This is a genomic window from Sphingobium sp. TCM1 (genome assembly GCF_001650725.1).
Lineage (GTDB): Bacteria > Pseudomonadota > Alphaproteobacteria > Sphingomonadales > Sphingomonadaceae > Sphingobium.
Genome location: NZ_LXVX01000013.1, coordinates 36,988 through 57,918, shown reverse-complemented (window position 1 = coordinate 57,918; position 20,931 = coordinate 36,988). Strand labels below are relative to the sequence as shown.

The 20,931-nt window shown below is 65.4% G+C and carries 18 protein-coding genes; 4 read left to right on the top strand and 14 right to left on the bottom strand.

Annotated features, from left to right (window positions below; genetic code table 11):
- Positions 1 to 68 precede the first annotated feature (68 nt).
- The 13 genes from A7Q26_RS11585 to araD1 all read right to left on the bottom strand — a co-directional run bounded on the left by A7Q26_RS11585 (position 69) and on the right by araD1 (position 15,817).
- Positions 69 to 605: a cytochrome C gene (locus A7Q26_RS11585; RefSeq protein WP_232313776.1), complete on the bottom strand. Its 537-nt coding sequence runs from the start codon at positions 603 to 605 to the stop codon at positions 69 to 71.
- 89 nt (positions 606 to 694) lie between these two features.
- On the bottom strand, positions 695 to 1,240 hold the full coding sequence (locus tag A7Q26_RS11580) for a methylamine dehydrogenase light chain (protein WP_066859557.1): 546 nt from the start codon (positions 1,238 to 1,240) through the stop codon (positions 695 to 697).
- Positions 1,241 to 1,263: 23 nt separating this feature from the next.
- Positions 1,264 to 1,866, bottom strand: a complete 603-nt coding sequence (locus A7Q26_RS11575; RefSeq protein WP_066859556.1) for a methylamine utilization protein MauD — start codon at positions 1,864 to 1,866, stop codon at positions 1,264 to 1,266.
- Position 1,867: 1 nt separating this feature from the next.
- The gene (locus tag A7Q26_RS11570) at positions 1,868 to 2,398 is read right to left on the bottom strand and encodes a MauE/DoxX family redox-associated membrane protein (protein ID WP_066859555.1); all 531 of its coding nucleotides are present in this window, start codon (positions 2,396 to 2,398) and stop codon (positions 1,868 to 1,870) included.
- Positions 2,399 to 2,400: 2 nt separating this feature from the next.
- Positions 2,401 to 3,531, bottom strand: a complete 1,131-nt coding sequence (locus A7Q26_RS11565) for an amine dehydrogenase large subunit (RefSeq protein WP_157102542.1) — start codon at positions 3,529 to 3,531, stop codon at positions 2,401 to 2,403.
- Positions 3,532 to 3,694: 163 nt separating this feature from the next.
- Positions 3,695 to 4,366 carry a TetR/AcrR family transcriptional regulator gene (locus A7Q26_RS11560; protein WP_066859553.1) on the bottom strand — a complete coding sequence of 224 codons (672 nt, stop codon included), beginning with the start codon at positions 4,364 to 4,366 and terminating at the stop codon, positions 3,695 to 3,697.
- 88 nt (positions 4,367 to 4,454) lie between these two features.
- On the bottom strand, positions 4,455 to 6,467 hold the full coding sequence (locus tag A7Q26_RS11555) for an MGH1-like glycoside hydrolase domain-containing protein (RefSeq protein WP_232313775.1): 2,013 nt from the start codon (positions 6,465 to 6,467) through the stop codon (positions 4,455 to 4,457).
- Between the two features lie 130 nt (positions 6,468 to 6,597).
- On the bottom strand, positions 6,598 to 9,408 hold the full coding sequence (locus tag A7Q26_RS11550) for a TonB-dependent receptor (RefSeq protein WP_066859551.1): 2,811 nt from the start codon (positions 9,406 to 9,408) through the stop codon (positions 6,598 to 6,600).
- 255 nt (positions 9,409 to 9,663) lie between these two features.
- Entirely contained in the window at positions 9,664 to 11,091 is a 1,428-nt protein-coding gene (locus A7Q26_RS11545) for a glycoside hydrolase family 43 protein (RefSeq protein ID WP_066859550.1), read from the bottom strand.
- Positions 11,092 to 11,126: 35 nt separating this feature from the next.
- Positions 11,127 to 12,185, bottom strand: a complete 1,059-nt coding sequence (locus A7Q26_RS11540) for an arabinan endo-1,5-alpha-L-arabinosidase (protein WP_066859549.1) — start codon at positions 12,183 to 12,185, stop codon at positions 11,127 to 11,129.
- Positions 12,186 to 12,264: 79 nt separating this feature from the next.
- Entirely contained in the window at positions 12,265 to 13,833 is a 1,569-nt protein-coding gene (locus A7Q26_RS11535; protein WP_066859548.1) for an alpha-N-arabinofuranosidase, read from the bottom strand.
- A gap of 59 nt (positions 13,834 to 13,892) precedes the next feature.
- A complete protein-coding gene (locus tag A7Q26_RS11530) occupies positions 13,893 to 14,819 on the bottom strand; it encodes a Gfo/Idh/MocA family protein (RefSeq protein ID WP_066859547.1) in 927 nt (308 codons plus the stop codon).
- A gap of 5 nt (positions 14,820 to 14,824) precedes the next feature.
- Entirely contained in the window at positions 14,825 to 15,817 is a 993-nt protein-coding gene (gene araD1, locus A7Q26_RS11525) for an AraD1 family protein (RefSeq protein WP_066859546.1), read from the bottom strand.
- A gap of 186 nt (positions 15,818 to 16,003) precedes the next feature.
- Between araD1 and A7Q26_RS11520 the strand changes: the two genes are divergently transcribed.
- Entirely contained in the window at positions 16,004 to 16,768 is a 765-nt protein-coding gene (locus A7Q26_RS11520) for a FadR/GntR family transcriptional regulator (RefSeq protein WP_198162917.1), read from the top strand.
- A 96-nt stretch (positions 16,769 to 16,864) separates the two neighbouring features.
- Here the strand turns inward: A7Q26_RS11520 and A7Q26_RS11515 are convergent, their stop codons facing one another.
- A complete protein-coding gene (locus A7Q26_RS11515; protein WP_066859545.1) occupies positions 16,865 to 18,172 on the bottom strand; it encodes a sugar MFS transporter in 1,308 nt (435 codons plus the stop codon).
- Positions 18,173 to 18,293: 121 nt separating this feature from the next.
- On the opposite strand from A7Q26_RS11515, the gene A7Q26_RS11510 reads away from it, so the two are divergent.
- The 3 genes from A7Q26_RS11510 (at position 18,294) to A7Q26_RS25155 (ending at position 20,876) form a co-directional block, all read left to right on the top strand.
- Positions 18,294 to 19,472: an aldose epimerase family protein gene (locus A7Q26_RS11510; RefSeq protein ID WP_066859544.1), complete on the top strand. Its 1,179-nt coding sequence runs from the start codon at positions 18,294 to 18,296 to the stop codon at positions 19,470 to 19,472.
- Positions 19,472 to 20,329, top strand: coding sequence for an SMP-30/gluconolactonase/LRE family protein (locus tag A7Q26_RS11505; protein WP_066859543.1), 858 nt, complete (start codon positions 19,472 to 19,474; stop codon positions 20,327 to 20,329). Before A7Q26_RS11510 ends, A7Q26_RS11505 begins: the two co-directional genes overlap by 1 nt.
- A gap of 382 nt (positions 20,330 to 20,711) precedes the next feature.
- The gene (locus A7Q26_RS25155; RefSeq protein ID WP_157102538.1) at positions 20,712 to 20,876 is read left to right on the top strand and encodes a hypothetical protein; all 165 of its coding nucleotides are present in this window, start codon (positions 20,712 to 20,714) and stop codon (positions 20,874 to 20,876) included.
- Positions 20,877 to 20,931 lie beyond the last annotated feature (55 nt).

Here is a 20,931-nt window from a genome sequence, read left to right as displayed (position 1 = left end):
TGCCGTTGCAAGGCGGAAGCGTAAGGCTGTCAGTCCATTCAAACCCAAACCTGCCGCCAATCCCTGCCCTATCCCTTCTGGCCCGGATAGAGGAGGCGGAGGGAGGTGGGGGCGTTGCAGTGGCGGATCGCGGTTTCGACGTGGCGGGCGCGTTCGGCCTTGAGCGCGGTGGTGGACAGCGGCTGCCGGCGTTCACGCGCGACTTCCTCGGCCGTGAAGGGGGCTGCGCCCGACGGTGCGCTCGCCCCGCCCAGGCCAAAGACGACATAATTCATCATGTCGGCCAGCTGCTGATTATCCCTGATCCGGCTGTGCGCGACATTGGGCAGGCGGATGAGATAGGCGCGGGCCTGCGGCGTGCAGAGGAACCAGCCCACCCGGCCGCGCAGTTCAGGCAGCTGGGCGGGGGCCGCGCTGCCCGCGACGCCATGGCAGCCGGCGCATTGTTCGACATAGTCGGCGCGCGCCATCGCCGGATCGGTGATGGCGGCAGGGAGCGGACCCATGGGCGGCAGGGCGGCGCGCAGCGCGGCGGTTCCGCCGGCGAGCAGCAGCGCGGCGCAGAGGAGGGGACCGAGTTGGCGTGATGGCATCCTGGTCGGCATATTCGCTATCCGTGCCGGCTCCCTTTCATCTCCACCCGTCATTGCGACCGAAACGGTCCGACGGCGGACAACGCCCGGCCAATCGCTTCTCAGCTCGCGGCGCCCACCATCACCGCAGTGGAGCAGTGATAATCCATGCTGCTGGTGCCGAAGCACCAGATGACGTCATTGTTGAGCTGCGGCATGTAAAGCTGCGTCTCGCGATCGGTATTGTCGCAGGCGCACTGGCCGCAGGCCGGCTTGCCGCAACAGTCGCGATAGGCGATCAGATAGGCCTTGCCGTCGTCCGGATTGATGCAGGTGCCGACCCAGGAGACGGGCGACGGCTCCGAGCCCGGCGGGCAGCTGTGGATACCGCCGCCGCAGCAGGTGCAGAGCGCCCCGTCGATCGCGCAATAGCGCCAATAGTCGCATTTGGTGTCGTCCTTCGTCTGCGCCGTGCGGGCGAAGAAGGTCTTGGCTTCGGGCGAGCGGTCGGGCTTGGCGGCTTCGGCGCGGCTGACGGGGAGCAGCGGGAAGGCGGGGGCGGCGACCAGCGCGGCCCCCAGGCGCGTGAGCATCGATCGGCGCGAGGAGCCGCCCGCGAACCGGCGCAGCAGCTTTTCCCCCAAGGCGTCGGCGTTGAACTTCGTCATCTGTCTTGCCCCCAATCCTGTTCTTACGCGGCCTGCGCCTTCAGGCTGCCGATATAATCCTGCACCGTGCGGATGCCCATTTCATGGGCGACGACCAGGCTCTCCAGATGTTCGCGGCTGTTGACCAGCCCCTTGGACAGGATCGCGCCCTCTTCGTCCAGCAGCACGGCGAAGGGCAGCTTGGCGACCTGATAGGCCTGGCCGACTTCGGGGCCGTTGATGAAGGGGTGGCCTTCCAGACCGTGCTGCGCGATCATCGCCCGCTGCGCGTCGGCATCGTCATCGCCGATGAAGCTCAGCGCGACGCGCTCTGCCCTGGCGAAGCTGGTCGCCATCGGGATCACCGCCTTGCAGAGCGGGCATTGCGCTGAGACGAAGAGCAGCAGGCGCAGCTTCGCGCCATGGGCGTGGCCGCCGATCGTCACCGGATTCCCGTCGAGGTCGCGCGCGGCGATCGGGCCGGTGGTGGTGCCGACGGACGGCCCGCCGCTGGTGGCGAGCGCGCCGGCGGGGGCGACGCGGATGTGCAGCACGCCCACCTGCCGCGCCAGCGCCAGCAGCGCGACGACGAGGCCGAGGATGACGATCCAGGAGATGATCTGGGAGATGATGAGCGAGGTGAGCATATTATCTCCGATGCGCGGGAGAGGCTGCAAGCGCGGTCAGCGACTGGAGCAGCAGGCAGAGGAGCGCGATGGCGACGCCGCCGGCCAGCGCCGTGGCGACATCCATGGCGGCGAAGGGCGACGCCGGCCGCAGGTGCAGGCCCAGCAGCGACGCGAGCGCGACGTTGCGCGCGACCAGTGGCCAGCCGATCGGGTGGCGCAGCGCGCCATGGCCGCAGCCGCAATCGATATGGCCGCGGCCGCGCACGATGTTGATCGCCATCGCGGCGGCGAACAGCAGCAGCAGCCCCACGGCGACCAGCACCGGCAGGGGGTGCAGGCCGATGAGCAGGGCGACGCCGGTCGCCACTTCCACCAGGGGCAGCGCGATCGCGGCTGGGCCGACCAGCGCGACGGGCAGCAGGCGGTAATTGGCGATCACGCCGGGCAGCAACGCGCGGTGCCGCCACTGGGCGACGCCGGCGACGAGGAACAGCAGGCCGACGGCGATCGAGACGGTCAGGCCGAAGAGGTCCAGCGCCTGCGCGGCCATGGTCAGTTCGGCTCCAGGACGGTGATGATACCGCCGCCCGCTTTCTCGATCTTGTGCTTTTCCTCGCCGGTGGCGACGTCGAGCACCAGCGCCTCGCCCTTCTCTCCGTTCAGGTAGAGGAGCGGCTTTTCGGTCTGGGACACTTCGATATTGTTCATCGGCTCCTTCAGCACGAAGCGCTTGACCACTTTTTTGGCGGCGACGTCGACCTGCCATATTTCGCCACCGGACGCCTTGTGCGACCAGTATTCGCCCATGTGCATCAGCACGAAGAGATGACCGGTCGGACGGTGCAGCGCCATCGGCTGGCGGCCGCCGGGATACCAGTTGAGTTCGAGCGGCCTGGTTTCGCCGGGGCGGATGCCGGCCGCCGCCTGGATCGAAAAGGGCGCCGAGACGGTGGGCGTCGCGCCGATCCGGGCGGTGAAGACCTGGCCGGTATAGGTGAGGAAGGTGGTGGTCTTCGTTTTCCGGTCATAGGCGAAATTGTCGAAGATCGGGTCGTTGGTCGCATCGAAGAAGGGGGCGGTGTGGGTGATGTCGCCCTTCGTCCCCTTGACCGCGACGGTAGCGAGCGAGCCGTCCGAGCAGAGCGCCGAAAAGCCCACGCCCGGATTGGGGATGAGGCTGGCGCAGCCGGGCAGTTCGATCGAGGCGGTAAATTTCTTCCTGGCGAGATCGACGATGTTCACGCCCGAGGTCGGGCTGAAATCGTAGACATAGGCGGTCTTGCCATCGTCGCTGACGATGAAATTATTCTTGCGCGATCCGATCAGGATGCGGCCGGGGAGGGCAATTTCGGTGACCAGGTTCAGCGTCTTGCTGTCATAGACGGTAATCATGTCCTGCCGCGTGCCGCGATCGACCTTCGACCAGATAGTTTCGGCGACATAATAATATTTGCCGGCCGGATCGATCGCCATGTCGGCGAGGCGCCGGGTTTCGACCATGCCCTTCATCTTGCCGCTTTCGCCGTCGAAGATGCTGGTGCCCGGCATGTCCCAGCCACCATCGACGAAAAACCAGGTCGGCTTGGGCGGGTCGATGGTCAGGACGTCGGATTCTTCGGGTTCCAGCGCGACGCTGGTGTCGGCGGGCGCCGCCCCCGCCACGGCGGCGCTGCCCAGCAGCATGGCGGAAAGAGTGGCGGCGAAAATCCTGCGACTGGTGGTCGACATGCTGGCTGATCCCCCTTGGTGCCTGCTGCGTCGGCGACAAGGTTTGACGGCTGTCCAGATTTGGTCAAGGGGGAGAAATGACGTAGCAACAAAAAATGTTGCGGGGCCGGCCCGTCGTTCAGGCCGGTTCGGTTTCCCGCACCGGCGCGAGGGCAGCGATGTCCGCCGAGGTGGCCGTGCGGGCGAGGGTGACGAGCGACTGGACCGCGAGCGCGGTGAAGGCCGGCATCTTGTCCGCCCAGGGCTTGCCATGGCCCAGAAAGGGTGTGGCGCCCTCCATCGTCGCGCTGATGAACAGCGCGACGGTGCGGACATCCTCCGCGCTGAGCGTCGGGTTTATAGCGGCGACATATCCCCCGATCACGCCATGGACGCGCTCATAGAAGGCGCGGACGCGGTCGGCGACGAAGGGGTTGTGATTGGCCAGCGCCCATAATTCGGTGAACAGATGGGTGGTCCGCTTCGAGCCGATATCGTCGAGGCACAGGATGATGACCAGCTTCAGCCGTTCCTCGGCAGTCAGGCCGGGCTTGCGCACGACCTCCTCGAGCAGCTTGCCATAGCTGTCGACCAGCTCGTCCAGGAGCACCTGGATCAGCATTTCCTTGCGCGGAAAATGATAGCTGACATTGCCCACCTTCATGTCGCAGCGCGCGGCGATGCGGCGGATGGTGAAGGCATCCGCCCCCTCGTCGATCAGCACGTCCAGCGCCGCCTTGAGGATGGCGTCGACGGTTTCGGTGCCCTTGGCATAGATGCCGGGACGGGAAGGGGCGAGTATCTGCGTCATTTGACTTATTTCGGGGTGTATCATTCCTTTCGTGCGGTGGCCAGAGAGGATGGTCCGGGATGGAGGGTTTTGGCCCTTCCTCCGTTGTCTATGCCCCGAACAGCTTGAATTCGACCAGGCGGACCGCCTTGCCGCTGGGCTGGGCGAAGAGCAGGCGGACCTTGCTGGTGCGGCGTGCCGACCAGCGCAGGCCGGTGACGCCGTTGGCGACCGGGCGCCCCTTCGGCGTCGCGACGTCGCGCCAGTCGCCGTCGATCCATGCCTGGAGGCGGTAAGTTTCCGGCACGGCAAAGCCCTTGCCGTCGGCGAAGAAGGTGAGTTCGGCGCGGGCGATGTCGACGGGTCTGCCGAGATCGATGGCATACCATTGGCGGGCGGGGGAAGGAGCAGACGACCAGCCATTGGGCAGTTCGGGGAAGAACCAGACGCGCCCGTCGATCGCGTCATGGACATTTTCGACGTCGCCGTTGCTGGAGGCCGAACCGATCGGGAACTGCCCGCGCACGAGCTGGACGGCGTGGTTGATCGGTCGGTGAATTGCGGGCGCGGCGGCGCGCGTGATCGGGACTTCGATGCGGCCAAGCGTGTCGCGGCGGGCGACTTCCCGGCCGTCCACCTCGACGGACAGCCCCTTGCCGCGCCGGTAATGGCTGCCGTCCGCATCCCAGGTCACGGCAATGTCATGTCCATGATAGGGGACATGCTGCACCCGGAACCAGTCGAGCGCCTGGGGGTCGCCGGCCTGGGGGAGCAGCGGGTTCACGTCCAGCACATCGTCGGCGCGGGGGCGGATGCCGACAAGGCCGGTCAGGATCAGGTCGTTGAAGCCCGAATGGAAATAATGATGGCTGCGATCGAGGCCGACGATCGGCCGGCCGGTTTCGGGGTGATAATCCTCCTCCAGATCCAGCCTGTCCCCCTGATAGTGGAGCGCGGCATATTGGCGCAGCAGGCGCATATAGGCGCTGCGGGTGACGGGGCCGGGCTGGCGGTAATGATCGAGCAGGTTGGCCATGCCGTGCAGCACCTGGGTCGTCTGATAGGGCCAGACGGGGCCATTCCACTGGCATTCGGGGTCGGCGCCGAGATAGCGGTACTGGCGCATATAATATTCGTAGCCGGCCTCGACCGTCCGCATCCCGGCCGCCCCGGCCAAGGAGGCGGGGTCGAGCAGATGGCGCCATGCCTGCGCATATCGCGCATCGTCCGGGACCAGATCGAACATCCACGGCAGATAGCCGACCAGCTCGCGGTTGCGGATCGGTTGCCAATAGCTGACGAATGGATTCTTCCGCGACTGGTGGCGGTCGATGAAATGGGAGAGTTTTTCACTCCACAGGTCGTCGAGCACGCGTTTGCGCAGGGCGTCGGCGCGGGCGGCATAGTCCGCGGCCATCGCGCGGTCGCCGGCCATTTCGGCCATGCGGGACAGGGCGCGGGCATTGGCGAACATATAGCTGTTGACCGAGGGGCGGAAGGCGTCGCCGCCGCGGAACCCGTCCTTCCCGCCCGAGGCGTCGATCGAGGAGACGGTATATTCGGTCGCGTCGAGCAGCGGTTCGACGAAATACAGCCCCTTGTCGAAGTCGAACTTCTCGTCCCACAGCCGGTAGATATGGTTCATGACGGCAAGGTGCCGCAACGCCCCGGCACGGTCGCCGTCGACCAGGTAGCGGCCCCAGACCGAATCCGCCATATGATCGGTGAAATGGCGGTCGTTGCCGCCGCCATACATGAAATTGATGTAGTCGTCGGCGAAGCGCCGATCGTTCAGCCAGCGCCCTTCGCCCAGATGAAAGCCGGTCGCATCGTTGAGGCTGGCATAGGGATGGCGCTGCCAGTCGACATCATCGAGAAATTCGGTCGAGATATAGCCTTCGGCGCCGAGGTCGCGCTGATGCGCGCGGAAAATCTGCCAGCGATAATAATAGACGGCGTCGATCCGGGGATCGGCGGACTCGAAGAAGGGGATGCGATCGCGATACCAGGGCGCGTCATTGCCGAAGCGCCGGGCGGCGATGGCGTCCATGTCCATCGAGGACGGGGGCGGGGCGGCGCCGATCCCGATCATGGCGGCGCCCGCCAGCAGCAGAATCCTCATCGCGCGCATCCCTGGTCTCCCGATCATGTGCAAACAAATATGGCGGCCGTTCCGGGAATTGGAGAGATTTCCCGGAGCGGCCGCCATGATGACGGGACGCGGTGAGGAGACACCGCGCCCCATCGGGCACTCATTTGAACGTGTAGCGGACACCCAGCGCGAAGGTGCGCGCCAGCAGCGTGGTCCCCAGGTTGAACTTGTCCGGGCCGCCGACATCTTCGAACTTGTAGTAGGTCTGCATCTTCGATCGGGTCAGGTTGACCGCGTCGAAGGTGAGGCCGAGGCTGTCGTTGATCTTGGCCGTCAGCTGGAAGTCCAGGCTCTTTTCCGGCGCGCGCCATACGCCGATCGGGTTGGCGAACAGGCGCGCTTCGTTGTTGGCGAGGAATTCCTTGCGCCAGACATAGGAGAGACGCGCGCCGATCGGGCCGCGCTCATAGGCCAGCGTCGCATTGTAGCTGAGGTCGGACACGCCGAAGAAGGACGATGTCGTCTGCCCCGTGACATTGCCGTTGATGTCGACCAGCGGGATATTCTGCTTGGAGTCCAGGATCGTCAGGCTGCCCTGGAAACCAAGCCCCTTGAGCGGGCCGGGCAGATAAGTCGGGAAATAGGTCAGGCCCAGCTCCACGCCCTTGAGCACGCCGTCCGAGGCGTTTTCGGGGCGGGTGATGAGGAAGCTGTTGGTGTTGAGGCCCGAGCCGGGGACGGTGGTCAGCGACGTGATCGGCACGACCAGCCCGTCGATCTCGCGACGGAACAGGGTGGCGTAGATCGCGCTGCTGCGTTCGAAATACCATTCCAGCGCAAGGTCGAAATTCTTGGACGTGGTCGGCCGCAGCGCCGGATTGCCGCGTCCGCCGGTGCCGTAGCCGACATTGGTGAGGTCGCCGGTCAGCGTGTAGTTGGGGTTGAGGTCGGCGAAGCCGGGGCGGCGCAGCGTTTCGCCATAGTTGAAGCGCAGGCGCAGATTGTCGAAAATATCGTAACGCGCGGTGAAGCTGGGCAGGAAGCGCTCCGTGCCCGATGCCGCCTGCGTCACCAGCGGCGGAGTGCTGTAGCGATCGACGAAGGTGAAGTTGGTGTCGACCGCGACGAAACGCACGCCTGCCTGCAACTGGAGCGGACGGCCGAAGATCGAGACTTCGGCATCGGCCTGAAGATAGGCGGCCAGAGTGACTTCGTTGATGTCGAACACGTCGGTCATCGTCATCTGGTCCGACAGCAGAATGCGGTCGGCGTAGCGCGGATCATTCTTGTAGAGCTGGCGAATGGTGTCGGCATTCTTGGACAGCCAATAGCCATTGGCCAGCACCCAGCTGGTGGGAATGTCGGCGCGGCCGTCATAGAAGCCGCTGTTGGTGAACAGGGCGTCGGCCGGCAGGGTGGACAGGTTCGCGCCCAGGCCGCCCGCGTCCTGCGTGCGGACCGAATCGCGGGCCTTGCGATCGTCGTAACGGAAGCCGCCGCTGATCTTGCGGATGAAGCCTTCGTCCCATTCATAATCGCCGTCGAGCATGAAGGTCAGCGCGCTGCCCTTCGACTTGTTGGCGTTGTCGTAGAATTCGCCGATGGTCCACTGGCTGGGGTCGGCCAGCAGCGCGTCATCATCGAAATGATAGGAGGGGATACCGCCACCGGCGTTGAAATCGACGTCGATCGACTTGGCGACGCGGGTGGTGCGCATCGCGATGAAGGACGTCTTGTTGGTGCTGGTCTGATAGGCGAGGTCTGCGACGATCTTGCCGCGTTCGCCCACATTCCACTTGCCGTTCAGCGCATAGACGTAGGAGTCGGTCTTGTTGGTGCTGAAGTCGCCGCTGTTGAAGCCGAACACGTCGCCAGCGCGGCGCGACTTTATGATGTTGGTGCCGTCATACAGCTCGAAGGTCGAACCGGGGTTCGGGCCGAGGCTGCCCCACCAGTCGGCGAAGCTGAACTGAAGGCTGTTGAAGGTGCTGCCCTTGAACCCGTTGTAGAACATTTCGGCGGTATATTCCGAACTGTCGTTGGGCGCCCACTGGACCGCGACATTGAACGCCGGGCGTTCGCGCTTGCCGTAGAGATCGGAGCTGAAGATCGCATCGCGCGAAAGATAATAGGGCACGTCGACGCCGTTGATGTTCAGCGTCGAACCGGCCGCGGTCGGAAGGCCGCGCTCCTGGCCAGGCTGCCAGCCGGAGAAGATGCGCTGGAGCGGGGTGAAGCCCGATCCCGCAGGCGGATTTTCGGTGGCGAACGGTACCATCGCGCCCGCCGTCGTGGTCATGTCGCGGAACTTGGTGCGGGTGTAGCTGCCGTTGATGAGGATGCCGATGTCGCCGATGCCGGTTTCCCAGCGGTTGCTGACCAGCAGCGCGGCGTTGGGATTATAGGTGTCGGCCTCCTCGTTGTAGATGCCGCGCGCCAGCGCCGAGATGGCAAACCCGTCAAAGTCGAAGGGGCGGCGGGTCTTGACGTCGATCTGGCCGGCGAGGCCGGTTTCGATCTGGTCGGCGGCGCGGGTCTTGTAGACATCGACCTGGCGGATGAGGTTGGCCGAGAGATCCTGAAGCGCGAAAGCCTGGCCTGAGGCGGTGAAGATGTTGCGGCCATTGAGCGTGGTCAGCGCGTCGGGCAGGCCGCGGATCGAGATCGCCGCCGCTTCGCCGCCGGTGCGGTTCGTGACCTGGATGCCGGTGACGCGCTGGAGCGCTTCGATGACATTGTTGTCGGGCAGTTTGCCGACGTCTTCGGCCACGATCGAGTCGACGATCTGGACAGCTTCCTTGCGGACGTTGATGGCGCCAACGATCGAGGCGCGGACGCCGGTGACGACGATGTCGGCTGCCTCTTCTTCAGCCTGCGGCGCTGCGGCGGGCGCGGTCTGCGCCTGGGCGGCGCCCGCGAGCATCAGCGCGAACATGGAAGCGGAACCGAGTGCGATCGGCTTGAATGCCATTTGGATATCCTCCCCTGGAGCTGGCGCATACGCCATGCGTGAATTACTCGGACTAATTATTGCTCCGACAAATGAATCGCAAGCGGAAAATGGTGCTATGGTCCCATGAATTGGGACGCGAGTGACATTTATGCTGCATGTCGGGAAAGCCTTGGTTTCCCTAAGGGCGATGGTCGCGTTTCCATGCGCAAGGGGCCGCTCGCCCGATAGCGAACGGCCCCCATGGCATTGATATTTTGTCGGACTTGGATGGGATCAGTCGGCGCGCCAATATGCAGTGGCGTCGCGGCTGCGCACCAGGCGAATCTCTCCGTCCGCAAGGCCCAGCGCCTTGCCGGGCGCGGAAATGGCGGCAAAGCGAAGCAGGCCGCTCGCCTTGTCCTCCAGCCGGACGAACTGGCTGCGCAGCGCGAAGTCGGCGCTGTTCTGGTCCTTCTGGATCGTGACCGAGCCATCCTTGCCGGCCACCAGATAATGGCCGGGCAGGAGGATGGGGGAGAGCATGACGCTTGCCTTGCCGGCGCGGCCCGGCGTCTGGCGGAACTGGGTCTGGGCCAGCGAGGGATTGCCGCCGATCAGCCGCATAGCGTCATGCGCCAGCAGCGCCTGCGGGCTGGCGGCCGAGATGAAGCGTTCGGGCAGCGGGCCGTTGCCCACCGGCACGCCGAAATCGGGGGTGCCGTCGGCGGTATAGTAGAGGCGCTGGACGCGGGTATGGCGGTCCGGGTTGAACAGCGGGTCACCCTGGATCGCTTCATAGTCGCGGCCATGATAGACGAGGATGTCGCGGCCCTGTTCGTCCACGGTGAAGCTGTTGTGGCCGGGACCGTAGACGCTGGTCTGCGTGTTGGTGACGAAGACCGGCTGGGGCGACTTGGTCCAGCTCCGGGCATCCATCAGGTCCGCGTTCTCGTCCGCCGTCAGCAGGCCCAGGCAGTAGCGGGCGTCGGTGGCGCTGGCCGAATAGGTCATGAACAGGCGGCCATTGCGGTGCAGCACGGCGGGCGCTTCGTTGACCTTGTACCCGCGCACTTCCCAGTCCAGCGTGGGAATGGTGAGGCGCGTCGGCCTGGCGGCGAGCGTCAGCGGAGTCTTGAGCGGGGCGATGTAGAGGTTGCTGTTCGTCTCTATGCCCGGTTCGCGCTGCGCCCAGGCGAAATAGCGCACACCCTTGTGGACGAAGCTGGTCGAATCCAGGTTGAAGCTGTCCCAGGGCGTCTGGAATTCGCCCAGCAGGCTCCATTTGCCCGCCATGGGATCGGCGCCGTCGCAAACGACCGCATAGGTGCGGATGCGGAACACATCATCGCCGCCACCGCTGGGACCGGCGGCGAAATACATGATCCACCGGCCGTCGATCCAGTGCAGCTCCGGCGCCCAGATGAAGCCGGAGCGGGGTCCGGTCTTTTCATGGCGCCACAGCACCGTTTCTTCGGCCGTGGCGAGGCCGGCGATCGTCTTCGACCGGCGCAGCACGAGCCGGTCATATTCGGGGACCGAGCCGGTCAGATAGCAGAAGCCGTCATCGTGGCGGAAGACCTGCGCGTCGGCGCGCTGCCGGACCAGCGGGTTGGCGGGGACGGGCGCAACCATGGCGTCCGAAGCAGCGCCGGCGATTGTGGGCGCAGCCGACAGGGCGGCAGCGCTGCCGATGAAGCTGCGGCGCGAAAGGGCGAAGGGCATCGGGCGTCTCTCCTGGAGATTGTCGGACTAATGGATCAATAATCGGCGACGGGCCAGCCGTCAGCCCCCCAGCGCACCGGCGCGATGCGCAGGGTTGGGGCGCCGTTCGCCTGGCGGTCATAGGCATGATAGACGACATAGTCCCGGTCTTCCTTGGCCTTGCCGCCCTTGTCATGCAGCCAGCCGGCGTGGCCGGGTCCCCGGAAGCGCTGCTGTTCCTGAAGGTCGGCGCGCAGGAAGATGGTACCGCCGCCCTCCATCAGCGGGCTGCCGTCCTTGCCCAGATAGGGGCCGGTGATCTCCTTCGACCGGCCCATGACAGTATAATAGGTGCTGTTCACGCCCTTGCAGCAATAGTCGTAACTGACCATCAGCCAATAATAGCCGCCATGCTCGACGATGAAGGGCGCCTCGACCGGAGCCGGGCCGCCGGCCGGAGCGGGGCGACGGGCGATGGATAGGGGCTTGGCCTTCGGGTCTTTGGGCTTGCCGGTCTTCGGGTCCAGTTCGAACAGCTTGATGCCGGTCCAGAAACTGCCGAGCGAGAGCCAGTGGCGCCCTTCGCGATCGATGATGAAATTGGGGTCGATGGCGTTATAGTCGTCGTCCCTGGTCGACATGACGACCAGGCCTTCGTCGCGCCAGCCGTAGTTTTTCGCCCCGGGGTCCAGGGTCGGGCTGGTGGCGAGGCCGATCGCCGAGCGGTTCGAGCCGAAGGTCGAGACCGAATAATAAAGCCGGTAGCGGCCGTTCACGAAGCTGATGTCGGGCGCCCACATGCCGTTGCTGCCGGGGATGGCCTGCTTCGCCCAGTCGGGCAGGGCGGTGAAGACGGGACTGCCCGCGGTCCATGTGACCAGATCCGTCGATGTGCGCGTTTCGATCAGCCGGTCGCCATGGCCGGTGCTGAAGACATGGTAGACATCGCCTTCGCGCGCGATGACCGGATCGTGGGTGGGGACGAGGTCGCCGGTCAGGCGATCGTTGAGCGTCGCAGCGGCCGGAGCAGGGGTGGCCGGCTGGCGGGCGCAGGCGGCGCCGGTGGCTGCAAGCAGGGCAAGGCCCAGTATCGTCGTGATGGTCTGCCGCGCCATGCGGTCCTCTCCCCGGTCAGATCGATGAAAAAAAGGGCGGGCGGCCCGCAAGGACCGCCCGCCCAGTCGGCGAAAAGCCTTATTGCAGTTCGAGCACGACCACCGACTTGGCCGGGAGCGTCACGGTCAGCGTGCCGCCGCTGATCTGCGCGCCGGTGAAGGCGGCGGGCTTGACGGTTTCGGGCGCGTCGAACCTGTTGTGCGAATTGATCGCCGGTGCCGTCAGCACCCGGCCGGTCACGGTGGCGGCGTTGAGGCCGTCCAGCTTCACCGTGACGGTGTTGGACTGGTTCGGGTCGAGGTTCGACAGGCCGACATGGACCTTGCCGTCCCTGGCCCTGACCGCCGATCCGCTGACCGCCGGCATGGTGAACTCGTCCTTGTTGTACCAGGGCGTCTTGAGTTCGATCGGCAGCACCGTTGCATCCTGCCAGGGCTTGTACATCTCGAACACATGATAGGTGGGCGTCAGCACCATCTTCTTGCCTTCGGTCAGGATCATCGCCTGAAGCACGTTCACCATCTGCGCGATCGCGGTCATGCGGACGCGGTCGGCATGTTTGGCGAAGATGTCGAGATGGACCGACGCGACCAGCGCGTCGCGCAGCGTGTTCTGCTGGCGCAGGAAGCCCGGATGGGTGCCCGGATCCTGGGCGTACCAGGTGCCCCATTCGTCGACGGCCAGGAAGACCCGCTTCTTGGGGTCGTACTTGTCCATGATCGCGCTGTGCTTGGTGATCAGCTCATCCATATGGACGGCCTTGGCCAGGGTGTCGGCCCACAGCGTCTCGTCGAAATTGACCGGGTCGGCCTTGGGCGGCCAGCCGCCCTGGGGCAGGGTATAATAATGGAGCGAAAGACCGTCGAGCTTGTCGCCCGCGACCCGCATCATCGTTTCGGTCCAGTTATAGTCGTCGACATTCGCACCGGCGGCGATCTTCATGATCCTGGTGCCGGCGGGCGCCTTGACGAAAGTGGCGTAGCGACGCGTTTCATCCGCGGCAAATTCCGGCCGCATGTTGCCGCCGCAGCCCCACAATTCGTTGCCGACGCCGAAATAGGGGACGGCCCAGGGTTCCTTGTGGCCATTTTTCGCACGCAGGTCGGCGAGGGTGCCGGCGGGCGCGGTCATATATTCGACCCATTCGGCCATTTCCTGCGGCGTGCCGTTGCCGACATTGCCGGCGACATAGGCCTGGGCGCCGACCTGACGGATCAGCTCGAAAAATTCATGGGTGCCCACGCTGTTGGGTTCGGTCACGCCGCCCCAATGGGTGTTGATCTTGACCGGGCGGTCCTTCTTCGGGCCGATGCCCTCGCGCCAGTGATATTCGTCGGCGAAGCAGCCGCCCGGCCAGCGGATGACCGGCACCGACAGGTTCCGCAGCGCGGAGATCACGTCGTTGCGGAAGCCGTTGGTGTTGGGGATCGACTTGTCGTTGCCGACATAGAGGCCGCCATAGATGCCCGTGCCCAGATGCTCGGCGAACTGGGTGAAGATCGCCTTGTCATAGACGGCGCCGGGCTGGTCGGCGTCGATGGTGGCGGTGGTCGGCTTGCCGTCGGTGTCGGCATTGGCCGGCTGCCCGGCCAGTGCGCTCGCGCAGAGCAGCAGCGCAACGGTGGTGCGGCGCAGGGTCTTGATCATGTCCGTCCTCTCCCTGTGGATGAAATTGTGAATAAGATTGTGAACAAGCCTGTGGATAATCAGTCGTGAAAGGGGTCTGTGGTCTGGCGCGTGCCGCGCAGGAAGGCATCGGCCACCAGTCGCAGCGGGGCGGTGTCGACGTCCGACCGGCCGCCCCGGATCAGCGTGGCGAAACGGGCGTACAATCCCGCATATTCGACGTCCTCGCCATGTTCCGTGCCGCTCGGCACATGCAGCACGGCGCCCCCCTGGGCGAGCTTCAGCGTGCCGGCGTCGGTTTCGACGATGATGTCCCAGCTTTGCGGGCCGGTCTGGCGCCAGTCGAGGTCCATGTGGATCGGCGCGCCGGCCGTGTCGCGGAACAGCAGGTCGGCGGCGATCGGCGCGGCTCGGTTCTGCGGGAGCGTCAGCGTGGCGTCCTTCAGGAAGAAGGGGCGTGGCAGGATATGGGTCACGATCGACAGCGCGTTGATGCCGGGATCGAACACGCCAAGGCCGCCGGGTTGCCAGATCCAGGCCTGGCCGGGATGCCAGACGCGGACATCCTCCCGCCAGACGATCGACACCTTGTCGATCCGCCGCTCGGCAAGCCAGGCGCGGGCCGGGGCGACGCCGGCGGCGAAGCGGCTGTGCCAAGCGGCGAACAGGCTGACGCCGACCTTGTCGGCCTGGTTTTTCAGCGCTTCCACTTCCGCCAGGGTCGCGCCCGGCGGCTTTTCCAGGAAGAGGTGGATGCCCTTTGCCAGCGCCTGAGCCGCGAGATCATAGCGGACCTGGGGCGGCGTGCAGAGCGCGATGGCATCCACCGCCGGCCCTTCGGCAAGCAGCGCGTCCAGGCTGGCATGGTGCGGCACGCCGTCGAGGCCCGCATCATGCGGGCTCACGGTGGCCGCCAGGCTGAAGGCGCTGTTGCCCCGGATCGCCGGGACATGCTGGTCGCGCGCGATCTTGCCGATGCCGACGATCGCGATCCGGATCGGGTCCATGGATGTCAGAGCGTCTTGACAGCGACCTGGACAGATGCAGCGCGCTTGAGCGGGTTGCGCACCGGCAGGGTGAAGGGCGCGGCGATGATTTCGAAGACGTCGCCTTCCTGCGTCTGAACGCCGTCGCTGAACGACAGGGTCGCGGTGCCGAAGAAGTGGACATGGACGTCGCCGGGGCGGCGGAACAGGTCATATTTGAAATGATGATGTTCCAGGTTCGCGAAGCTGTGCGACATATTGCCCTCGCCCGACAGGAAGGGCTTTTCCCAGATCACTTCGCCGTCGCGCAGGATGCGGCTGGCACCCTCAATATGTTCGGGCGGTTCGCCGACCAGCAGTTCCGGGCCGAGCGCGGCCTGACGCAGCTTGGAGTGGGCGAGCCAGAGATAATTGTGCCGTTCGGTGACATGGTCGCTGAACTCGTTGGCGAGCGCGAGGCCAAGGCGATAAGGCGTGCCGTCCTCGCCGATCAGGTAGATGCCGGCCAGTTCGGGTTCCTCGCCGCCATCCTGGGCGAAGGCGGGCATGACGAGCGGGTCGGTCGGGCCGACAAGCTGCGACCCGTCGCCCTTGTAGAACCATTCGGGCTGCTGGCCGACCTGGCCAGCTGCGGGCTTGCCGCCTTCCAGCCCTTCCAGGAACATACGCATCGAGTCGGTCTGTTTTTCGGCGGCGGCGGCTTCGCGGTGCATCTTGTCGCGGCCTTCGGCGGAACCCAGATGGGTGAGGCCGGTGCCGGTCAGCTGGACATGGGCGCCGTCTTCATGGTCGATCGGGGCGAGCAGGCGATTGGCGTCATATTCGGCGGCAATGTCCACGGTCTCGCCCTGGCCGGCGGCTTCGACGGCGGCGGCGAGGCTGATCCCCTGCGCGATCGCGTGCAGCGCCAGCGCGCGGATGGTCGCAAAGCCCGGAACGAAATGGGCGGCGTCGCCCTGCGCGGCGATGACCGCCCGTTCGCCAGAGTCCGAACGATGCTGCAACAGACGCAATGTCATGAAAACTCTCCTCCCGCACGCCGACCTTTGGCGCTGCTCGACAATAAGCGAAGCGCTGCGCCGGCGAAGGGCTGGCGCAGCGGTGAATCTCCGAATTACTCCGACATATTACACGGCGATGGTAAAGGCAATGATTGTATTCTAGGCTGGTCTGTGCCTCAGTGGATGGAGGTGGGAGGAAGCCGAATGGTGAAGGAAAATCCGTCTTTGCACAGGGATGAGACGGAAAAGGACGGCAAGGATCGGGCGGCGCGGGGACCGGGGCGACGGCTGCACGGCGCCATCGCGCACAAGTTGGGCACTGCGATCTTGTCGGGGCAATATCAACCGGGCGACACGCTGTCGGGCGAAGTCGCCTTTGCCGAGGAACTGGAGGTGTCGCGCAGCGCCTATCGCGAGGCCATCCAGGTGCTGACTGCCAAGGGGCTGGTCGAGAGCCGGCCCAAGGCAGGTACGCGCGTGCTGCCCCGTACCCGCTGGAACCTGCTCGATCCCGATGTGCTGGCCTGGGCCTTTGCCGGGGAGCCGGACATCCAGTTCGTGCGCGACCTGTTCGAGCTGCGGGCCATCGTCGAACCGGCCGCGGCGCGGCTGGCGGCGCAACGGCGCGACAAGGACGACCTCAAGATCATGAAGGATGCGCTCGCCGCCATGCGCCGCCATACGCTGGCGACGGAGGCCGGGCGGGCGGCGGACCGGGATTTCCACAATGCGATCCTGAACGCGACCCGCAACGACGCGCTGCTGGTGCTGACCGCCAGCATCGGCGCGGCGGTCAACTGGACCACCCAGTTCAAGCAGCGCGCCCGCGCCCTGCCGCGCAACCCGATCCCCGACCATGTCCGTGTCTATGACGCGATCGCGGCGGGCGATCCGCAGGCCGCGGCGGAGGCGATGGGCGTGCTGGTCGACCTGGCGCTGGAGGATACGGCGAGCGCGATGGCGCGCTGAGGCCCTTCCAGCACGGGCAGGGTTTTTGCATTGAAAAAGGGCCGGAGCGGACATCCCCGCTCCGGCCCTTTTGCCGTCCGAAGTGCGACCCTCGGCTTATTCCGCGATCTGCTGGTCCGGCAGGGCGTTGGTCGTCTTCGACCCCCAGAGCGCATAGAAGAGGATGTAGAGTTCGCAGACGGCGGTCAGCAGGAAGCTGGTCTGGAGGCCATAATGGTCCGCCAGCCAGCCCTGCACCACCACCAGCGCGCCGCCGGCGATCGCCATTATGAGCAGGCCCGATCCTTCCTCGGTCAGCGGCCCGAGGCCCTTGATGCCCAGGGTGAAGATGGTCGGGAACATGATCGAATGGAACAGGCCGACCAGGATCAGCGACCACATGGCGACCGGGCCGGTGGTGAAGACCGTGGCCAGCATGACGATGAAGGCGCCGATCGAGAAGGCGGCGAGGACATGCCCCGCGTCGAACTTTTGCATGATCGCCGATCCGGCGAAGCGGCCGACCATCATGCCGCCCCACAACAGGGTCAGGTAATTGCCCGCCTGTTCATGCGTCAGGTTGGCGATTTGCGGCTGGCTGACGAAGTTGATGAACAGGTTGGCGACGCCGATTTCCGCGATCAGGTAGATGAAGATCGCGGGGATGCCGAACACCAGGTTGCGATGTGCCCAGAGCGAATATTTCTTGCGCTCTTCCTTGTTGTGGCGCTGCGTGGCCGCGCCCATGGCGGGCAGCGGGAAGCGCGCGATGACGACCGCCAGAACCGCCAGAACGATGGCGACCAGCACATAGGGCAGGATCACCGACTGGGCGTCGGCCAGACGTTCGGCCTGCGTCAGGACGACTTCGCCCTGCGCGGTGCCGCCCTTCGACCGGCCGAGGATCAGATAGGCGCCGAACATGGGGGCCAGCATGGTGCCGGCCGAGTTCATCGCCTGCACCAGATTGAGGCGCGACGAGGCGGTTTCGGGCTTGCCGACGACCGCGACATAGGGATTGGCCGCGACCTGGAGCAGGGTGATGCCGCTGGCGATCACGAACAGCATGACAAGGGTCACGCCATAGGAGGGGATGGACGCCGCGACGGTCATGCCCAGCGCGCCCGCCGCCATGACGAGCAGGCCGATCACCATCGACTTCTGGTAGCCGACCCGCTCGATCAGCTTGGCCGATGGGATGGATGCGAAGAAATAGGCGATGAACCAGACCGATTCGATCAGCGTCGTCTGGGTGTAGCTCAGTTCGAACACGCTGCGCAGATGCGGCAGCAGCGTGTTGTTGATGACCGTGATGAAGCCCCACATGAAGAAGAGGCTGGCGAGCAGTGCTAGGGCGGGGCCGTAGCGCGTGCCGGGATTATGCGTTGCGACGGGCGCAGCGCCTGACGAGATCGGTCCTGCCATTCATCCTTCTCCAGTGCAGTTCCAGCGGCGGACGCCCATCAAGGGTTGCGCCCGCAGAATTTGTCGGAGTATATCCCCCGAAACCGCCCGTCAATGGGCGCGCGTCATCGGGAGGAAGTCCATGCGAAAGGTCGTCGATTTGAAAACAGCGTTGTCATACGCATTGGCCCTCACCCTCGCAAGCGGGACGGCGATGTCGGGCGCGGTCCTCGCAAGCGGGACCGCAATGGCCGCCGAGGCTAGCCGCGCGCCCGCCGGTACTGCCGATGGCGCGGCGGTGGAGACGATCACGCTCAGCAACGGCGCGGGCGTGTCGGCGAAGATCCTGACCTATGGCGCGACGCTCCAGTCGCTGTCCGGCCCCGGCAAGGACGGCAGGCAAGCCGATGTGCTGCTCGGCTATGACGACCTGGCCGGCTATGTCGACCATCCCAATTATTTCGGCGTGACCGTGGGCCGATACGCCAACCGCATCGCGGGCGGCGCGTTCACGCTGGACGGCAAGCGCTATCAGTTGCCGGTCAACGACAAGGTCAATTCGCTGCACGGCGGTGGCAAGGGTTTCGACAAGAAGGTCTGGAAGATCGTGTCGATCAAGAGCGGGCCGACCGCGATCGCCGTGCTGGCGCTGAGCAGCCCGGATGGCGATTCGGGCTATCCCGGCAAGCTGGACGTGACCGTCACCTACACGCTGGACGAGGCCGGCAACCTGGGCATCGCTTTCGACGCGAAGACCGACAAGCCGACCATCGTCAACATGACCAACCATGCGATCTTCAACCTGGCAGGTGAGGGGTCGCCCGATGGCGCGCTCGGCCATTTGCTGACGATCCCGGCCAAGGCCTATACGCCGGTGGACGCCAACCTGATCCCGACCGGGGAACTCAAGCTGGTCGAGGGGGGCGTGTTCGATTTCCGTTCGCCGCGTCGCGTGGCGGACGGCATCCGCGACGGGCGCGACCCGCAGATCGTCGCCGGGCGCGGCTATGACCATAATTGGGCGCTGGACAAGGGCGCGACCAAGGTGCCGGAACTGGCCGCCAGGCTGGAAGACCCGGTGTCGGGCCGCGTGCTGGAGGTGCTGACGACCGAGCCGGGCGTGCAATTCTATGCGGGCAATTTCCTGGATGGGACGCTGGTCGGCAAGGGCGGGCATCTCTACCGCATGGGCGACGGCATTGCGCTGGAACCGCAGAAATTCCCGGATTCCCCCAACAAGGCCAATTTCCTGTCCGCGCGCGTCGATCCGGGCAAGCCCTATCATCACGCGATGGTCTATCGCCTGTCGGTGAAGCGCTGATGGCGGCGTGGCGCCTGATCGATCGCGATGTCGCGGACAGTCTGGGCGAGGGCACGCTATGGTCCGCGCGTGACAATGCCGTCTATTGGGTCGATATTCTCGCCCCCGCGCTCAACCGGCTGTCGCTGGAAAGCGGGGCGATCGAGCGCTGGGCGATGCCCGAGCCGCTGGGCTGGGTGGCAGAACGGGCGATCGGCGGCTTTGTCGGCGGCTTCCAGAGCGGCTTCGCCGAGATCAGCCTCGATCCGCTGACCATCACGCCCTTCGGCGATCCCGAACCGCATTTTCCCGGCAGCCGCATGAACGACGGCAAGGCGGACGCGCAGGGGCATATCTGGTGCGGCACGATGGATATGGCCGAGGAACATGATCGCGGCGCGCTCTACCGTCTCGCGCCCGATCGCAGCTGGCGCGTCATCGACAGCGGCTATCGGGTGCCCAACGGCCCGGCCTTCTCGCCCTGCGGCCAGTGGCTCTATCATAGCGATACCGCGAAGAAGCAGATGTATCGATTCCGCCGGACCGAGGATGGCGCGACCGATCGGGAACCTTTCATCCGGTTCGGCGAGGAGGATGGCTATCCCGACGGCATGACCGTGGATGCGGAGGGGCATATCTGGGTCGCCCACTGGGGCGGGAGCCGGATCAGCCGCTTCACCCCCGAAGGCCGGCTGGACCGCGCGATCGCGATGCCGGCCCGGCAGGTGACGAATATCTGCTTCGCCGGACCGGACCTCGATCGCATGTTCGTGAGTTCGGCGACGGTGGGTCTTGTCGATCCGACCGCCTATGATGGCGGCTTCTTCGAGGTAGAGTGCGGCGTGCGCGGGCTGCCGACCAACCTGTTCGCGGGCTGATTCCCGATCAAATGCGCGAAGGGCGCGGCCGTCTTCGGATGGCCGCGCCCTTCTGTTTTCGGGCGGCATGAGAAATGCTGTTGCGCTGGGAACGGGAATCACTTAAGGAGGCTGGACAACGTTGTCATGTCCTCTCCAAGTCGGACAATGTTGCGATCCCGGCCAGCCTGGTGGCGAACTGCACGCGTCGCCGGCTGTCCGGGTCGATTTTCCCCGCACATGTCGATCGTCCCGTCGGGTAGTCCGGCCATCGCGCGCGCCGCTCCGGCGACCATGGCGCTGCCTCCCGGCAAGCATTTCTCTGCCACGCAGCAGCATTGCTTGTGCGCTCTTTGTCTATCATATTGATAGTAAGCTGCGCGAGTCGGCGAGAAGGAGAGCCATGATCGAACCCCGGATGGATGATGCGCCCGCTGGAAGCTGGTGGAGCCGCCTGACGCAGGCCTTGCTGCGTGAACCGACCGTCGTGCTGCTGGAAAAGGATGCCGATGCGCCGCGCCTTGCCGATCGGGAAGGCGAACTATGCTCCTGCGAGAGTGCGCGCTAAACGCAGCGTTGCCATATTTTCTCTTCGCGATCAGGGGCGTCGTCCGGCATAGACC

What these genes read in the sequence shown, in the direction of transcription:
- A7Q26_RS11510 (WP_066859544.1), top strand. Translation starts at nt 18,294, where the DNA reads ATGCGAAAGGTCGTCGATTTGAAAACAGCGTTGTCATACGCATTGGCC.
- A7Q26_RS11555 (WP_232313775.1), bottom strand. Translation starts at nt 6,467, where the DNA reads ATGAGGATTCTGCTGCTGGCGGGCGCCGCCATGATCGGGATCGGCGCC.
- A7Q26_RS11535 (WP_066859548.1), bottom strand. Translation starts at nt 13,833, where the DNA reads ATGATCAAGACCCTGCGCCGCACCACCGTTGCGCTGCTGCTCTGCGCG.
- A7Q26_RS11560 (WP_066859553.1), bottom strand. Translation starts at nt 4,366, where the DNA reads ATGACGCAGATACTCGCCCCTTCCCGTCCCGGCATCTATGCCAAGGGC.
- A7Q26_RS11530 (WP_066859547.1), bottom strand. Translation starts at nt 14,819, where the DNA reads ATGGACCCGATCCGGATCGCGATCGTCGGCATCGGCAAGATCGCGCGC.
- A7Q26_RS11570 (WP_066859555.1), bottom strand. Translation starts at nt 2,398, where the DNA reads ATGGCCGCGCAGGCGCTGGACCTCTTCGGCCTGACCGTCTCGATCGCC.
- A7Q26_RS11540 (WP_066859549.1), bottom strand. Translation starts at nt 12,185, where the DNA reads ATGGCGCGGCAGACCATCACGACGATACTGGGCCTTGCCCTGCTTGCA.
- A7Q26_RS11565 (WP_157102542.1), bottom strand. Translation starts at nt 3,531, where the DNA reads ATGCTGCTGGGCAGCGCCGCCGTGGCGGGGGCGGCGCCCGCCGACACC.
- A7Q26_RS25155 (WP_157102538.1), top strand. Translation starts at nt 20,712, where the DNA reads ATGATCGAACCCCGGATGGATGATGCGCCCGCTGGAAGCTGGTGGAGC.
- A7Q26_RS11575 (WP_066859556.1), bottom strand. Translation starts at nt 1,866, where the DNA reads ATGCTCACCTCGCTCATCATCTCCCAGATCATCTCCTGGATCGTCATC.
- A7Q26_RS11505 (WP_066859543.1), top strand. Translation starts at nt 19,472, where the DNA reads ATGGCGGCGTGGCGCCTGATCGATCGCGATGTCGCGGACAGTCTGGGC.
- A7Q26_RS11580 (WP_066859557.1), bottom strand. Translation starts at nt 1,240, where the DNA reads ATGACGAAGTTCAACGCCGACGCCTTGGGGGAAAAGCTGCTGCGCCGG.
- A7Q26_RS11585 (WP_232313776.1), bottom strand. Translation starts at nt 605, where the DNA reads ATGCCGACCAGGATGCCATCACGCCAACTCGGTCCCCTCCTCTGCGCC.
- A7Q26_RS11550 (WP_066859551.1), bottom strand. Translation starts at nt 9,408, where the DNA reads ATGGCATTCAAGCCGATCGCACTCGGTTCCGCTTCCATGTTCGCGCTG.
- A7Q26_RS11545 (WP_066859550.1), bottom strand. Translation starts at nt 11,091, where the DNA reads ATGCCCTTCGCCCTTTCGCGCCGCAGCTTCATCGGCAGCGCTGCCGCC.
- A7Q26_RS11515 (WP_066859545.1), bottom strand. Translation starts at nt 18,172, where the DNA reads ATGGCAGGACCGATCTCGTCAGGCGCTGCGCCCGTCGCAACGCATAAT.
- A7Q26_RS11520 (WP_198162917.1), top strand. Translation starts at nt 16,004, where the DNA reads ATGGTGAAGGAAAATCCGTCTTTGCACAGGGATGAGACGGAAAAGGAC.
- araD1 (WP_066859546.1), bottom strand. Translation starts at nt 15,817, where the DNA reads ATGACATTGCGTCTGTTGCAGCATCGTTCGGACTCTGGCGAACGGGCG.